The organism is Devosia sp. ZB163, from assembly GCF_028613635.1.
GTDB lineage: Bacteria > Pseudomonadota > Alphaproteobacteria > Rhizobiales > Devosiaceae > Devosia_A.
In genome coordinates this window covers 55,549-70,240 of the sequence record NZ_JAQRMY010000003.1, presented here as the reverse complement: position 1 = coordinate 70,240, position 14,692 = coordinate 55,549, and the positions used below count along the sequence as shown (strand labels likewise).

General features: G+C 65.9%; 15 protein-coding genes. 12 read left to right on the top strand and 3 right to left on the bottom strand.

Features of this window, described 5'->3' with window-relative positions:
• Window positions 1-417: 417 nt before the first annotated feature.
• The 9 genes from PRN20_RS14325 to PRN20_RS14285 all read left to right on the top strand — a co-directional run bounded on the left by PRN20_RS14325 (window position 418) and on the right by PRN20_RS14285 (window position 8,559).
• Window positions 418-1,941, top strand: a complete 1,524-nt coding sequence (locus PRN20_RS14325) for an ABC transporter substrate-binding protein (protein ID WP_273958176.1) — start codon at window positions 418-420, stop codon at window positions 1,939-1,941.
• Window positions 1,942-2,034: 93 nt separating this feature from the next.
• A complete protein-coding gene (locus tag PRN20_RS14320; RefSeq protein WP_273958175.1) occupies window positions 2,035-2,982 on the top strand; it encodes an ABC transporter permease in 948 nt (315 codons plus the stop codon).
• A 10-nt stretch (window positions 2,983-2,992) separates the two neighbouring features.
• On the top strand, window positions 2,993-3,862 hold the full coding sequence (locus tag PRN20_RS14315; RefSeq protein ID WP_273958174.1) for an ABC transporter permease: 870 nt from the start codon (window positions 2,993-2,995) through the stop codon (window positions 3,860-3,862).
• A complete protein-coding gene (locus PRN20_RS14310) occupies window positions 3,859-4,845 on the top strand; it encodes an ABC transporter ATP-binding protein (RefSeq protein WP_273958173.1) in 987 nt (328 codons plus the stop codon). The genes PRN20_RS14315 and PRN20_RS14310 overlap by 4 nt, the downstream gene beginning before the upstream one ends.
• Window positions 4,842-5,681: an ABC transporter ATP-binding protein gene (locus tag PRN20_RS14305; RefSeq protein WP_273958172.1), complete on the top strand. Its 840-nt coding sequence runs from the start codon at window positions 4,842-4,844 to the stop codon at window positions 5,679-5,681. Before PRN20_RS14310 ends, PRN20_RS14305 begins: the two co-directional genes overlap by 4 nt.
• Entirely contained in the window at window positions 5,678-6,439 is a 762-nt protein-coding gene (locus tag PRN20_RS14300; RefSeq protein WP_273958171.1) for an SDR family NAD(P)-dependent oxidoreductase, read from the top strand. Before PRN20_RS14305 ends, PRN20_RS14300 begins: the two co-directional genes overlap by 4 nt.
• A 16-nt stretch (window positions 6,440-6,455) precedes the next feature.
• Window positions 6,456-7,631: an N-acetylglucosamine-6-phosphate deacetylase gene (locus PRN20_RS14295; protein WP_273958169.1), complete on the top strand. Its 1,176-nt coding sequence runs from the start codon at window positions 6,456-6,458 to the stop codon at window positions 7,629-7,631.
• Complete coding sequence (locus PRN20_RS14290; protein ID WP_273958167.1) at window positions 7,628-8,077, top strand: hypothetical protein; 450 nt, start codon at window positions 7,628-7,630, stop codon at window positions 8,075-8,077. Before PRN20_RS14295 ends, PRN20_RS14290 begins: the two co-directional genes overlap by 4 nt.
• Complete coding sequence (locus tag PRN20_RS14285; RefSeq protein ID WP_273958165.1) at window positions 8,074-8,559, top strand: hypothetical protein; 486 nt, start codon at window positions 8,074-8,076, stop codon at window positions 8,557-8,559. The genes PRN20_RS14290 and PRN20_RS14285 overlap by 4 nt, the downstream gene beginning before the upstream one ends.
• 15 nt (window positions 8,560-8,574) lie before the next feature.
• On the opposite strand, the gene PRN20_RS14280 is transcribed toward PRN20_RS14285, so the two are convergent.
• From PRN20_RS14280 to PRN20_RS14270, 3 genes are read right to left on the bottom strand one after another with little or no spacing between them, the layout of a single operon-like run.
• Entirely contained in the window at window positions 8,575-9,624 is a 1,050-nt protein-coding gene (locus PRN20_RS14280) for a malate/lactate/ureidoglycolate dehydrogenase (protein ID WP_273958163.1), read from the bottom strand.
• Window positions 9,625-9,633: 9 nt separating this feature from the next.
• Entirely contained in the window at window positions 9,634-10,407 is a 774-nt protein-coding gene (locus tag PRN20_RS14275; protein WP_273958161.1) for an IclR family transcriptional regulator, read from the bottom strand.
• Between the two features lie 10 nt (window positions 10,408-10,417).
• Window positions 10,418-11,716 carry an amino acid aldolase gene (locus PRN20_RS14270; protein ID WP_273958159.1) on the bottom strand — a complete coding sequence of 433 codons (1,299 nt, stop codon included), beginning with the start codon at window positions 11,714-11,716 and terminating at the stop codon, window positions 10,418-10,420.
• Between the two features lie 211 nt (window positions 11,717-11,927).
• Here PRN20_RS14270 and PRN20_RS14265 point away from each other — a divergent pair, with 211 nt between their 5' ends.
• Genes PRN20_RS14265 through PRN20_RS14255 form a run of 3 tightly spaced genes read left to right on the top strand, consistent with a single transcriptional unit; the run spans window position 11,928 to window position 14,621 of the window.
• The gene (locus PRN20_RS14265; RefSeq protein WP_273958157.1) at window positions 11,928-12,743 is read left to right on the top strand and encodes an IclR family transcriptional regulator; all 816 of its coding nucleotides are present in this window, start codon (window positions 11,928-11,930) and stop codon (window positions 12,741-12,743) included.
• Window positions 12,740-14,218 carry a M81 family metallopeptidase gene (locus tag PRN20_RS14260; RefSeq protein ID WP_273958156.1) on the top strand — a complete coding sequence of 493 codons (1,479 nt, stop codon included), beginning with the start codon at window positions 12,740-12,742 and terminating at the stop codon, window positions 14,216-14,218. Before PRN20_RS14265 ends, PRN20_RS14260 begins: the two co-directional genes overlap by 4 nt.
• A gap of 16 nt (window positions 14,219-14,234) precedes the next feature.
• The gene (locus PRN20_RS14255) at window positions 14,235-14,621 is read left to right on the top strand and encodes a RidA family protein (protein ID WP_273958155.1); all 387 of its coding nucleotides are present in this window, start codon (window positions 14,235-14,237) and stop codon (window positions 14,619-14,621) included.
• Window positions 14,622-14,692 lie beyond the last annotated feature (71 nt).

Below are 14,692 nucleotides of genomic sequence, written 5' to 3'. Positions count from 1 at the left end.
TGAAATCCGCGCGACATTATCGACGGCGCGATTGGCCGCAAAGCCCTCGTTGGGGAGAAAAATCGCGGTGCGCCCGTGGCGGAGCACTTGCCCTGGAGGGGACCTGGCGCAGGTCATGATTTTCCTGAAGAAACCACGGCCGTTTCACAAGGTAGAACGCATTGCGTTCCATGGAACGGAACGCATCCCTGTGAGAATGCCCAGAAACGGGCGCTGAATTCGCCAGAACACGTATACCTACTTGCATGTCGCCCACACACTATGCAGACTAATCAAATGCAAAAAGACTTTGCATTCCACATTATGGGACATTTTCGAAGCGTGCGGCGCGGCGCACCGTCGAGTGAGCAGGGGCATCTTGTGGAGCCACCGCGTGGCACATTGAATCTCAGGGACAATCGGAAGGGACGATTCTTCATGCAATCTTCGTACAAGTTCGGCCAACGGCTCGGCGCGATCGCCGCCGCGACGGTCATGCTGGCTGCCTTCGGCGGCGCCGAGGCCATGGCCGCTTCGCCGCGCGCAGCCGAGAACAAGGTGGTTCTGGTCGCCCGCCAGGATCCGGGCACGCTTGACTACGTCACCAGCAACCTCACGGCGCTACGCCTGTGGATTCCGGCCAACGTGGTCGAGCCGCTGGTCTACTTCAACAAGGACGGCTCGGTCTCCCCGGGCGTTGCCGAGTCCTGGACCATCAGCGACGACAAGCTGGTCTACACCTTCGTCATCCGCGAGGCGAAATTCTCCGACGGCACCCCGGTGACCGTCGAGGACGTGCTGTACTCGCTCAACACCATGAAGGGCAGCCCGGTCTCGCAGAACTCGGCAGCCTATGCGGCTGTCGCCTCGATGGAGAAGGTCGACGACAAGACCGTCAAGGTGACCCTGTCGCGTCCGAGCCAGAACTTCTGGCTGGGCATGGGCGGCACCGCCGGCCTGATCCAGCCCGAACACGCCGCCGGCACGATCGCCACCAATCCGATCGGCACCGGCCCGTACAAGCTGGTGAAGTACACCACCAACAGCGCGTTCGAGTTCACCGCCAACGACCAGTACTGGGGCGACGCTCCGTCGATCAAGGACGTGACCGTTCGCGTCATCACCGACGGCAGCGCGGGGCTCAACGCCCTCGAAGCCGGCGAAGTCGACTCCCTGCCGGTCATCACCATCGACCTGTGGGAGCAGGTGACCAAGCGCGAGCTCGACAAGAAGTTCACGCTGCTGACCTATCCCCAGGTCGGCGAGCCGACCTATGCCGTGCTCAACCAGAAGCTCGACCCGGAACTGCGCAAGGCACTTGCCGCGACGCTCGACCGCCAGTCCTACAACGACGCCTTCGGCGCCTCCTGGGGTGCCGAGAACACCTGCACCTTCGCTCTGCCGAACCAGCCCTGGTACGAACCCGAGAGCGCCGAGAGCTGCCCGTATCCGTATGACTTCGAAGGCGCCATGGCCAAGGCCTCGGCATATGCTTCGACGCCGCTCGAATACGCTTCGCTCAGCGACGTTCCCGATCTGTCGCTGCCGGCTGACATCATGGTCCCGGCCATGCAGGGTGCCGGCTTCAACGTCACCCGCAATGCCATCGACCTGGCACGCTACTCGCAGCTGATCTTCCAGGGCCGTCCGCCGCAGTTCGACATCACCGTGATGTCGGGCGACGCCGATCCGACCCAGTGGAACTGCACCGATCCGGCCAAGGCCGGCTGGAGCACCTACTGCAGCGCCGAGTACACCCAGGCCCTGTCCGATGCCGACGCAGCGACCTCTGACGAGGACTACCTCGCCAAGATGAAGCTGGCCGCCAAGATCCTGCGTGATGATGCCGTCATCGTCCCGCTGATCGCCAAGAAGGGCGTGGGCCTGTTCGAGCAGGACCTCAAGGGCTTCATCGAGCCCCGCGTCGCCGTGGCAATCGAGTTCAAGAACCTCAGCTGGTAAGGCTGGTGTTCTGACACGAAACTCGCGGGCCGCCGGCTAACCGGCGGCCCGCAACCGACCGCAGTCTGTCCGGTCACCGCAGAGGCATGCAGAATGGCATTATACGCGCTACGCAAACTGGTCTTCTTTATCGGCGCAGTCTTCGTCGCCTCCGTAGCCATCTTCCTCCTGATCCGCGCCGCCGGCGGCAACGTCGCGGCCATCGTGCTCGGCAAGGACGCTACTGCCGACGCCATCAACGCCCTCGCCACTGCCTACGGTCTCGACCGCCCACTGCCGGTCCAGTACTTCGACTGGATCCTCGGCATGCTGCAGGGCGACCTCGGCCAGTCCTTCCGCACCAAGGAGGCCGTGGCCGATCTCGTCGTCGGACGACTGAGCGTTTCCATTCCGCTCGCCCTTTCCGGCCTGCTTCTTGGTCTCATCATCGCCATCCCCGTCGGCACCTACGCCGCGCGGAACGTCGGCAAGCCATCGGGTGCAGTACTCGCACTGATCAGCCAGATCGGCATCGCCATCCCCGTATTCTGGGCCGGCATCCTGCTCTCCGTCCTCTTCGGGGTGCGCCTCGGCTGGTTGCCCACCGGCGGCTGGGTGGACTGGTCTGATGACTGGGTCGGCTCGATCCGCTCGCTCGTTCTTCCCGTCCTGTCGCTCGGACTCATCATGGCCGCGGTGCTGATCCGCTACGTACGCTCCGCCGTGCTCGACGTGATGAACCAGGACTATGTCCGCACCGCTCGCGCCGTCGGCATGACGCGCACGCAGGCGCTGCTGCAGGTCGGCCTGCGCAACGCCGCGCTCCCCATCGTCACCATTGTCGGGCTGCAGATCGCCGAGTTGATCGGCGGCACCGTGATCATCGAGATGGTGTTTTCGCTGCCCGGCCTCAGCCGCATGATCCTCGCCAACGTTGCCGCGCGCGAGGTGATCGTCGTGCAGTCAACGGTGATGCTGATCATCGTCTTCGTGATCTTCGTGAACTTCGTGGTCGACCTGCTCTACGGCATCCTCGACCCCCGCATCCGCAACGCCGCGTGAGGAGGCTCAGATGACCATTACAGCCCCCGCCGTCTCAGTGCCGAAAAGGCGCCGCCGCCTCGACCTCAACGCCTCGCTGGTCGTCGGCGTCGTCCTGACGATCGGCTTTCTCGCCATCGCCATCATCTCTTTCTTCTGGCTGCCTTCCAACCCGAACATCCCCAACATCAAGGCGCGCATGATGCCGCCCTTCTCCCCGAACCACTGGCTGGGGACGGACGGGCTCGGTCGCGACATCGTCGCCCAACTGATGGTTGGCGCTCGCACGTCGATTCTCGTCGGCGCCGGTGGCGCGTCCATTGCGCTCGTCCTCGGGACCATCACCGGTCTCGTCGCCGCTGCCTATGGCAAGTTCGCCGACGAGGCGATCTCGCGTGGCGCCGACATCCTGCTGTCGATCCCCGGCATGGTGACCGCGCTGGTGCTGGCCGCCACGATGGGCTCAGGCGCGTTCACTACCATCCTCGCGCTCTCGGCCTTCTTCACCCCCTCCTTCACCCGTGTCATCCGTTCGGCGGCGATGGGTGTGCTGCAGGAGGATTTCATCACGTCGGCCAAGCTCTATGGCCGCGGGCGGCTTTTCATCCTCGCGCGCCACGTCATCCCCAACATCGCCGGCGTCATGATCGTCCAGTTCACCCTCTACTTCGCCGCCGGCATCCTCACCGAGGCTGGCCTGTCCTACCTCGGCGTCGGCGTCACGCGTCCCTCGATCTCCTGGGGCATGATGCTCAACGAGGCCCAGCAGACGGTCGGCATCTCATCGCCGCTCGCCATCTGGCCCGGCCTCGCCATCGTCCTCGTGGTGCTCGGGCTGAACCTGCTCGGTGACGGCCTGCGCGACGTGCTCGATCCCAAGCTCAAGCGGAGGAGCGCATGACCTCCCGCAACGCCATCGAGGTCAGGGACCTCGTCGTCGGCAACGGCGACGTCACCGCCGTGCGCGGCGTCTCCTTCACCATCCCGCAGGGCGGCCGCATGGGCCTCGTCGGCGAGAGCGGTTCGGGCAAGTCGATGACCGCACTCGCGCTGATGGGACTGCTGCCCATGGGCTGGAGCACGCATGGCTCCGTCCTCCACGACGGCGTCGATCTCGTCACCCAATCCGACAAGGCGCTGTCGAGCCGTCGCGGCCGCACCATCTCGATGGTGTTCCAGGATCCCCTCTCCTCGCTCAACCCGGTCCGCCGGGTCGGCGACCAGATCAGCTGGGTGATCCGCAAGCACATGGGCGTCGACAAGAAGACCGCCGAGCAGCAGACGATCGAACTCATCACGCAGATGAAACTACCGCGTCCCGAGCAGCTCGTCCGTGCCTATCCGCACGAGATCTCGGGCGGTCAGCGCCAGCGCATCATGATCGCCATGGCGCTTGCCTGCTATCCGCAGCTGATCATCGCCGACGAGCCGACGACGGCCCTCGACGTGACGGTGCAGAAGCAGGTGCTCCGCCTCCTCAACGGCGCGGCGCACGATCGGGGCTCTGCCCTGCTGATGATCACCCACGATCTGCCCATCATCGCCGCCATGTGCGACACCGTCGCGGTCATGTACGCCGGCCGTATCGTCGAGATGGGCCCGGTGGCGGAAGTGTTCCGCAACCCGCGCCACCACTACACGCGCGGCCTGCTCGACAGCCAGCCGACCATGGACAACATCGCGCTCGATGGCACGTCGCGCCTCGTCTCCATCCCCGGCATGGTGCCGCCCCTGCACGACCTCCCGACCGGCTGCGCCTTCAACCCGCGCTGTGCCGTCGCCACCGACAGGTGCCGTGCCGAGATGCCCGAACTTTCCGGCGATACGCTGAAATCGGCCTGCTGGCACCCGGTGCCCAACTCCAGCGAGGTGGCCGCGCAATGACTGCCGTCACCCCTTTTCCCGCCGATGCACGTCCGCTGCTCGAAGTCCGACAACTGAGCCAGACCTACAATCTGCGCCGCCAGAAGCTGTTCGCGTCTCGTCCGACGCTCCGCGTCCTCGACACGATCGATCTCTCGGTCCGCCCCGGCGAGGCCGTCGGACTCGTCGGCGAGTCCGGCTCGGGCAAGACGACGCTGACCCGCATGCTGACGGGTGTCGAAAAGCCCATGAGCGGGAACGTCCTTTATGACGGTCTCGACGTTTGGACCGGCGGCGAAGCGCATCGCAAGCTCTTCCGCCGCTCGGTGCAGGTCGTGCTGCAGAACCCGCGCTCCTCGCTCGATCCGCGCATGCGCGTCGGCACTTCGCTGCTCGAGCCGCTCCGCAGCCTCAAGATCGAAGGCGATCATGCCGCCCGCGTCCTCGAAGTGCTGGACCAGGTCGGGCTGCAGAAGAGCGCGCTCGAGCGTTTCCCGCACGAGTTCTCCGGCGGCCAGTTGCAGCGCATCGCCATCGCCCGCGCCTTGATGCCCGGCCCGAAAGTGCTGATCGCCGACGAGCCGGTTTCCGCGCTCGACGTCTCGATCCAGGCGCAGGTGCTGAACCTCTTGAAGGACCTCGTCCGCGACCTCGGGCTGGGCCTCGTGTTCATCGCGCACGACCTGTCGGTAGTCGCCTACACAACCAGCAAGGTTTACGTGATGTCATCGGGCAAGATCGTCGAGGTGGGCAAACCGCTCGACCTGTTCCGCAACCCGCAAGCGGAGGCCACGCAGGCGCTTGTTGGCGCCGTACTCAGCGTCGAAGCTGGGCTGGCCGGGAACGCGCTAGCATGAGCCAGTGCGTCGCCATAACAGGTTCTACCACCGGCATCGGCTATGCCATCGCCGAAGCCTTCGCGCATGCCGGCGCGCGGCTGGCGATCAACTCGCACCTTGCTGATGATGGCGGGGCGGCGGAACGCCTCGGCGCGCTGACTGAGTGCCATTTCGTGCAGGCCGATCTCTCGACGGTGGCTGGTGCGCAGGGCTTCGTCGCGGCGGCGCGCGCGAAACTCGGTCGGCTCGATACGCTGGTCAACAACGCGGGCACCTACCTCGACACCAATTTCGACGACCTCACCGAGGCGGTGTTCGACCGCACCTTCAACCTCAACGTGAAGGGCTACCTGTTCGCCGCGCAGGCCTTCGTCAAAGGTCTGGCGCCGGAGCAGGAGAACCCGAGCATCATCTGCACCGGCTCGACCAACTCACTGGCGGCCGAAAAGAACAGCGTCATCTACGACACGTCGAAGGGCGCGGTGCTGATGCTGGTCCGCAACCTTGCGGTCACGCTCGCCGAGCGCGGCATCCGCGTAAACGGCATCGGGCCGGGGATCATCGAGACGCCGCTGTCCGCGAAGGGGCTGGCGGCGCCGGGCGTCCGCCCTGCCCTCGAAAAACAGATCCCTCTCGGTCGCGTCGGCGTGCCCGACGAAATTGGCGGCGCCGCCGTGTTCCTCGCCTCCCCCGCCGCCCGCTACATCACCGGACAGATGCTCTATGTCGACGGCGGCATCCTCGCCAACCAGATGTCGTGGGAGCCCGCGACATGACCACCCGGACCTACCGATGAAATCCCGCTGGACCAATGTCACCGTCGTCACCCCGCAGGCCGAGGTCGCCAACGACTTGCTTGTCGATGGGGACCGGATCGCCGGCCTTGTTCCTTCGGGGACTGCCGTCGGCGACGACTGGCGCGTGATCGATGGCGCCGGCGCCATCCTCTTTCCCGGCAGCATCGACCTGCTGCAGCACGGCTATGGCGAGCATCTCTACAACGACACCGAGGAGGGCGCCGTCGCGAGCAACTCGCAGCTGCTGCTGAAGAACGGTGTTACCGGCTTCCTGCCGTCGATCTCCTGCCTGCCACCAATGAAGATGGAGCCGACGCTGAGCCGACTCTCGGCTCAGACTGTGGAGGCAACCGGCGCCCGCGCGCTTGGCGTCCACAGCGAGGGCCCGGTGTTCGGTTCACCCGGCGCGCACAATCCCGAGAACATCCAGTTGCCCAGCGTCGAGCTGGCGGAGCGGATGCTCGCCGCGACGGACGGGCGACTGAAGGCTGTGACGCTGGCCCCCGAGAAGCCCGGAGCCGAAGGCTTCATCAAGACCCTCAAGGCCGCGGGCGTTTCCATCCATCTCGGCCATAGCCAGGCTCGGCCGGAAGACATCCCGCGCTACGTGAGTTGGGGCATCGACGCCGTGACCCACATGTACAACGTGATGCCCACCTATCCGCCGGGGAACATGGGCGTCCATGTGCTTTCTCTGACCGACGCCCTGCTCGCCGAGCCCAGCCTCGCGCTCGGCCTGGTCTGCGATGGCATCCATGTCGAACCGCAGCTCGTGCGGCTGCTCGCGCAGCTCCCTGATGACCGGGTGTTCCTAGAGACCGATGCGATGAAGTATGCCGGCACGCCCGGCGCAACGTTCGAGTTCTACCCGGGCTATGTCGTCACCAGCGCGCCCGGCAAGGCAGTGCGCGAGGCAAAGGGCGGCGGCCTCTGCGGCTCCTCCCTCACCCCCGACGAGGCCATGCGCAACTACCTCCGTTTCTCCGGCAAGGACCTCGCACAGGTCGCCAACGCCACGAGCCTGGTGCCGGCGCGCGTCCTCGGCATGGAACGCGACCTCGGCAGTCTCGAGCGCGGCAAGCTCGCCGACTTCGCCGTCCTCGATCGCGCCTCGCTCGACGTGACCGCGACCTGGGTCGGCGGGAAAGAAATGTGGAGCAAGGCAGCATGAGCGAGAAGCTGCGCTACGCCGAAGGCGGCGAGGTCCACCTCGACTTCCACGGCGCCACCAACACCACGATCGACTTCATCATCGGCCGCTACGGCATCGAGGCGCTCGACGACATCTTCCGCAAGGTCGGCCGCGACGTCTATCGCTCAATCCACGACGACCTCGTCGCCGGCGACACCGAACAGCTCGTCGCCCATTGGCGCCATTTCTTCAGCCGCGAGAACTGCGACTACGATATCGAGGTCGGCAGCGAGGAGATCATCCTCACGGTCCGTCACTGCACCGCCTGGCACCATGTCGCCAAGCTCGTCGGCCAGCCGTCGGCCCAGTTCTGCGACCAGACGATCCGCACCAACGAAGCAATGGCCGAGGGCTCGCCCTACGCCATCGACACCGAGATCACCGGTCCCGGCAGTTGCCGGCAGGTCCTGAGGAAGCGCGCATGATCCCGTCCGATCACTTCACCCGCTTCTACAACGAGGTCTTCAAGTTCCTCGAGCAGCAGGGCGAAGCCGAGCTCGAGGCCTACTTCCTCGCCATCTCGAAGAACCAGGAAAAGCACATCCTCGAGCTCATCCAGACCCGCGGCCTCGAGGGCATGGACGAGTACTGGTCGCACATCAAGATCGAGGAAAACTGCGACATGGACATCGACCGCAACGAGGATCGCCTCGAGTTGCGGATGAATGTCTGCCCCAGCCTCTCCAAGGTCCTCGACAACGACGCCGAGCCGATGCGCCGCTACTGCGACCACTGCGCCGGCTGGATCGGGCCGATCATGGACAAGACCGGCTATCACCTCGTCTACGACGTGATCGACCGCAACCAGCCGCAATGCGTCATGCGGGTGTTCAAGGACGCCGCCAAGGCGAAAGAGGCCGAAAAGGACGTGAAGCTGCTGATGGGTTGGCCCGGACACAAGGTCTGAGCCGCCCCGCCCCGCCTAGACGATCCCGAAGCCCTTCTCTAGCCCGACCTGCCGCGCCGCGGCATCGAGCTGCTCGAGGGTCGCTGCATCGATCGGGATGCCGTCGATGATGCGCTGCTGGCGTGTTTCGAGCTCCGGTTCGCCGGGAAGCTTCACCGTATCCTCCGACGACACCCAGCCGAGGACGGCCTCGAGCTCCTCGCCGAAGGGACCGCCGGTACCCAGCCGGTCCGGCGACACGATGACCGAGAACATCGAGTTGATCACCGCGCCGTTGCCGGCGGCCTGATGCTGCGTGGGCGCCCCGACCAGCGCCGCGCCGAGAAGCTCGCAGGCCAGCATCATGCCCCAGCCCTTGTGCTCGCCGAACGTCATCAGCGAACCCGGCGGCGTTTCGAACAGCTTGCCCGGATCGGTGGTCGGCTGGCCCATGTTGTCCAGCAGCGCTCCCGGCGGGATTTCGACACCCTTGTTGTGCGCGACGCGCACCTTGCCCGAGGCGAGCTTGCTGGTGGCGAAATCCACCACCACCGGCGGCGCGTCCTTGCGCGGGAAGGCCGCGGCGAAGGGATTGGTCCCGAGCCTCGCCCGCGTGCCACCGAACGGCGCGACGATCGCTCCCGCGACGACATTGACGAAGTGGATCGACACCAGACCCGCCGACGCGCACTGCTCGGCCCAGTGGCCAATGCGGCCGATATGGTGGCTGTTGCGCAGGCTGACGATGGCGCTGCCAGTATCGCGCGCCCGCGCGATGCCGAGTTCCATCGCGTCATGCGCCATGACCTGACCAGCACCCTGCCCCGCGTCGCAGATCAGCATCGCGCCCGTATCGACGGCAACATTGAGACTCTGGTTGAGCACGAGACCACCGGCGACAAGGCCGTTGATGTACATCGGCACGACGCCCACCCCGTGCGAGTCGTGCCCGCGCAGGTTTGCCTCGACCAGATGCTCGGCGATCAGCCGTGCTTCGCGGGCTTCCGAGCCGGCCGCGCGAAAGAGCGCAACCGTGCTGGCCTGCAGCCGGTCCCAGGGGACAAGGCGCATGTTCGATTGAGTCATGAAGTCCTCTTAGCGGCTGAAGTTGGAGCGCAGATTGGTCGAGATGCGGCGCGCCGCGCCTTTTAGGGCATCGGCGGCCACCGTCGTCAACTCGGGTTTCATCCGTCGCTCGGGGGCCGACAAGCTCATCGCCGCTACAGGGTAGCCGCTCCGGTCGAGGATGGGTACGCCGATGCACATGACGCCGTCCTCGTTCTCGCCGATCTCGATGGCGTAGCCCCGCCGCCGCACGTCGTCGGCCTGGCGGCGAAGCTGGCCCGCATCGGTGAGCGTGCGGAATGTCATCTGCGACAGCATGCCCTCGGCAAGCAGACGCTGATCGGCATCAGGCAGGAAGGCCATCATCGCCTTGCCCAGTGACGTCGAATGCGCCGGGTGGCGATAGCCGACCCGTGCGCTCGCCTTCAGCGCGCGCGCATCCGGCTCCAACATGTCGATGTAGACCACCTGGCTGTCTGTCAGCACGGCGAGGTTGACCGTCTCGTGGAAGGTGTCGACGAGCTTGCGCATCTCGGGTTGCGCCACCTGGCGCAGGCCGGTCAGGTCCTGGTCGACCCGCGCCATGTCGCGGAACTTGCGCCCCACGCGATAGCGGTCGCGACCAACATCGTGCTCGAGGTAGTTCGCCGCCGACAGCGTCTGCAGGTAGCGGAACACGGTGGTCTTGGGTAGCCCGAGTTCGTGGACTGTTTCCGTGAGCGTCACGTCGCGGCCCTGCCGCGCTACATACTCGAGCACCTGCAGCGCCTTGATCACCGGCTGCACAATGTAGTCGTCGCCCATCCTTCCCTCCCTAGAAGAACGTCTTCAACGCCTTGGTCACGCGGTAGTCCTCGTCCACCAGCACCAGCATCTGCCACTTGTCGAAGGTCGTGCAGGGGTGCCCAATGCCGAAAGCCACCATGTCGCCGGGCCGTAGCGGACTGTCGGCAGGCGTCTCGAGGTGACAGTGCTGGTCGTTGAGCGCCACCACCTTGTGCCCGGCCGCAATGGCCTCGGGCTTCGTCATTTCTCCCGGCCGGAACCAGCGCAGCGGCAACGGCATGCCCGCATCGAAGCTCACGTCCCGCTTGCCCATGTTGAGCATCGCGCGCCCGTCCTCGGGCCGCGACTGTACCTGCGCCCAGACCTCGAGCGCCGCTTCGAGGCGGCCGGCCGGCAGCTTCAATGACGTATCGCTGATGATCCGCTCGAACGCCGCGGCGTAGGAGATGGAGTCGTGCGTGAGGTAGCAGCCGGAGCGGAGCACCTTGACCACCGGCCGATTGAACTGCACCCGGTTGAAACGCTCGCCGACGCGATCGAAGAAGGACGAGCCGCCGGCACTCAGCACCACCGGCTGGCCGTCAACGAACAGCCCCTCTTCCAGCGCAGCGACGGTGAGCGCCGCGACGTCATCGATAAGCCCATCGGCGGCCTCGGCTGTCGGCAACAGCCCCTCGAAGCACTCGAACCCGCCAAGGACCATGCCCGGCGTTCGCGCTACCGCGCGCGCGACGTCGATGGCCTGATCGCGGCTGCGGGCGCCGGTCCGGCCACCTGCAAATCCCATCTCGACCAGGACGCGCAGCGGGTTGCCCTGCGGAGGCGCCAGCCTGCCGGCACCCTCGGCGAGGAGCGCCAGTCCTGCTGGACTGTCTGCGAGGCAATAGAGCTCGACGCCGTCTCGCTGCAGGGCCCTGAAACAGGCATCGATCGCCTGCTGCCCAACCGGCTGGTTGGCGATGAGCACCCGCTTCACTCCGAAGCGCAGGCAGACCTCGAGCTGTTGGACGGTGGCGACCGTGATCGCCCAGGCCCCGTCCCGAACCTGCAGGTCGAACAGATGCGGCGACATCGTCGTCTTGCCGTGCGGGGCGATGACCAGGTCGTTGGCGCCCGTGAACGCGCTCATCCAGGCGCTGTTGGCCTCGACCACCTGCTGGCGGATCACCGCCAGCGGCATAGGCAGATCGCCGTCGAGAACGTTCCATCCACGAGTTCCGACTTCGCCGACCGTCAGCGGCGAAGTGGCGTATGGCAGGCCCTTGGTCGAGGCATCGAGCGGCAGGGCGTCAAGGGAGGAAAGATCGAGGCGGGGAAGATGGGTCATGAGGTCCGACGCTGTCCCACATGATGGGACGTTTGATTTGTGTTCAGCGCCGTCGATGTAACGGCACCCGGTCGCACCATGTCAACAGGAGTACGCGGAATAAGGGGATTCCGAGGTTGCACATGAGCCATGTTCGTGCCTAATTGGCCACGCTGGAGCGCCGAACTTCGTCCTATACTGTGGAACCAACGACTAACGCGGAGTCCCTCGCATGCCCAGGACCGCCGGTCCCCCTCGTGACGCTCAGACCAATCTGCCAGCCGCCGAGGCCCGCATCCAGTCCGTAGCGCGGGCCAAGGCCCTGCTTGACGCCATGGCCGGCGGCGAATGGGTGTCGCTACGCGACCTTGCCGCCCGCACGGGATTGGCCAAGACGACGGCCTTCAACCTCGTCAGCGCCCTCGTCGACGTAGGCCTTACCGAGCGCGACCCCAAGGCGGGCGCCTACCGCCTCAGCCTGCAGCACCTCGTCTATGGCAAGGCGGTCGAGCGCCGCCTCGACATCGCGGCGATTGCCCGACCCCACCTCATCCGCCTCTGTGCGACGACGCGCGAGACGGTGAACCTCGCACTGCCCGGCCCGACTGATGCCGTGATCGTCGAGAGCCTCGAAGGCACGCAGTCGCTGCGTGTATCCTCGTACTCGGGTACCCGCGCCGCGTACCACTCCACGGCCTGCGGCCGCGCCCTGTTGGCACATCAGTCTCCCGGCTTCCGCAAGATCATTTACTCTGTCGGCCCGCTGCCACCGGCCACCAGCCGGACCATCACCGATCCCGAGGAGTTGGAGCATATCCTCGAAAGCTGCCGATCCGTCGGCTGGGCCACCGAGTACGAAGAGAACGAGATGGGGAGCGCCTGCGTGGCCGCGCCCATATTCGGACCCAGCGGCGATGCGATCGCCGCAGTCAGCATCGCCGGGCCGTCGGCCCGGTTCGAGCCCGACAATATCGAGCGGCTGGGCAAGCTCCTTGTCGCCGCACTCGCCGAAATCACCACCGAAATGACACGCACTGCCGCCCGATGACCAAACGTATCCTGCTCGCCAGCCTGTACCACGAGACCCACACCTTCGTTGACGAGATCACCGGTCTCGCCGACTTCGACATCAATCGCGGCGACGCGATCCTCGCCCGGCGCGGCGACGGCTCGACCATCGACGGCTTCCTCGAGGTCGCCGAACGCGAGGGGTGGGAAGTCGTACCGGTCTCGGACTACTCGGCCCTTCCCTCGGGGACCGCAGACCAAGCCGTGTTCGAGAAGTTCTGGAACGAGCTCGATGCTGGTTTGCGGGCAGCGCTCGCCGATGGCGGTCTGGACGGCGTCTGGCTTGGCCTCCACGGCGCGATGGTGACCACCGGCAGCGTCGACCCCGAGGGCGAACTCCTCCGCCGTATTCGGGCTGTGCCCGGCGCCGAGAGCCTGCCGATCTACGGCGTGTTCGACCTCCATGCCACGTTCACGCCGCTGATGGCCGAGCATGCCACCGGCCTCGTCGGCTATCGCGAGAACCCCCATACCGATGCCCGCGAGTCGGCAGTGCGCTCTGCCGACCTCCTGGCCCGCACGCTGCGCGAAGGCGTCATCCCGCGCATGCATGTCCGCAACGCGGCCCTGATCTGGCCGCCGACCGGAACCGGCACTGCCGATAGCCCCATGCGCGACCTCGAGGCATTGGCACGGCAGATCGAGGCGGAGCACTCCGACATCTGGGCGGTGAACATCATCGCCGGCTATTCCTTCTCCGACGTCCCCTTTGCTGGCGTCGCCTTCTCCCTCATCACCGCGGGCAGCGAAGACGAGGCCACCGCGGCCCTCACCGACCTGGAGCAGCTTGCGACTTCGCTCCGCGAACTCGGCCTGCCAGAGGAATGGGACCTCGACGCCGCTCTGGCTGACGCCAAGGGCAAGCCCGGGCCTGTCGTCATCGTCGAGCCGGCAGACAACATCGGCGGCGGGGCACCGGGCGACTGCACGTCCGTGCTGCGCGGCTTCCTCCGCCATGGCGTGACGAACGCCGCAGTTGCGATCGCCGACGCCGAGTCCGTTCGCGCCTTAGACGACGCCAGGCCGGGCGACATCGTTCGGCTCTCCATCGGCGGGAAGGGCAGCCGGCTCGATCCGGGGCCGGTCGAACTCGACGTGACCTTCATCTCCCGCAGCGATGGCGAGTTCACCCTCGAGGATCGCAACAGCCACCTCGCCGCCATGCAGGGCGTCCACATCTCGATGGGCCCCAGCGCTGTCGTCGAGGCACAGGGCATCAAGATCCTGCTCAACAGCCGCAAGACGCCACCCTTCGACCTCGGCCAGTTCCGCTCGCAGGGGATCATCCCCGAGGACCTGTCGCTGATCGGCGTGAAGGCAGCCGTTGCCCACCGCCGCGCCTACGACAAGATCGCGAGGGCGAGCTACACCGTAACCACCCCGGGCCCGTGCACCAGCGCACTGAAGACCCTGCCCTACCGCCGGCTGCGTCAGCCGGTCTTTCCCGTCAGCTGACGATCGGAACCGAAAAATGATCGAATACCCAAGCGCGCCGGACACCCCGCGCTCGCACCTGCCGTTCAGCCCCGCGACCAAGGTCGGCGACCTCATCTTCGTCTCCGGCCAGGCCTCGGTCGACAAGACCGGCAAGATTGTCTCGGACTCGTTCGAGGGCGAGATGCGGCGCTCCATCGAGAACCTGCGGAAGGTCCTCGAGGACGCCGGCAGCGATCTCGACCATGTCGTCCAGACCCGTAACTATGTGCGCGACAACGACGATCTCGTTCGCTTCAACCAGATCTACCCAGAATACTTCAAGGCGCCGTTCCCCGCGCGGACGACCATAACCAATTGCCTCGGTGCGGCGTTGAGGTACGAGATCGAATGCATCGCCGTGGCCAAGAAGGCCAAAGAATAGTCCGTGGAGTTTGGCCAGTCCGCGGGCATTTTTTCGCCTCGCGGAACTGGCCGGCATTTACATCAACCGGC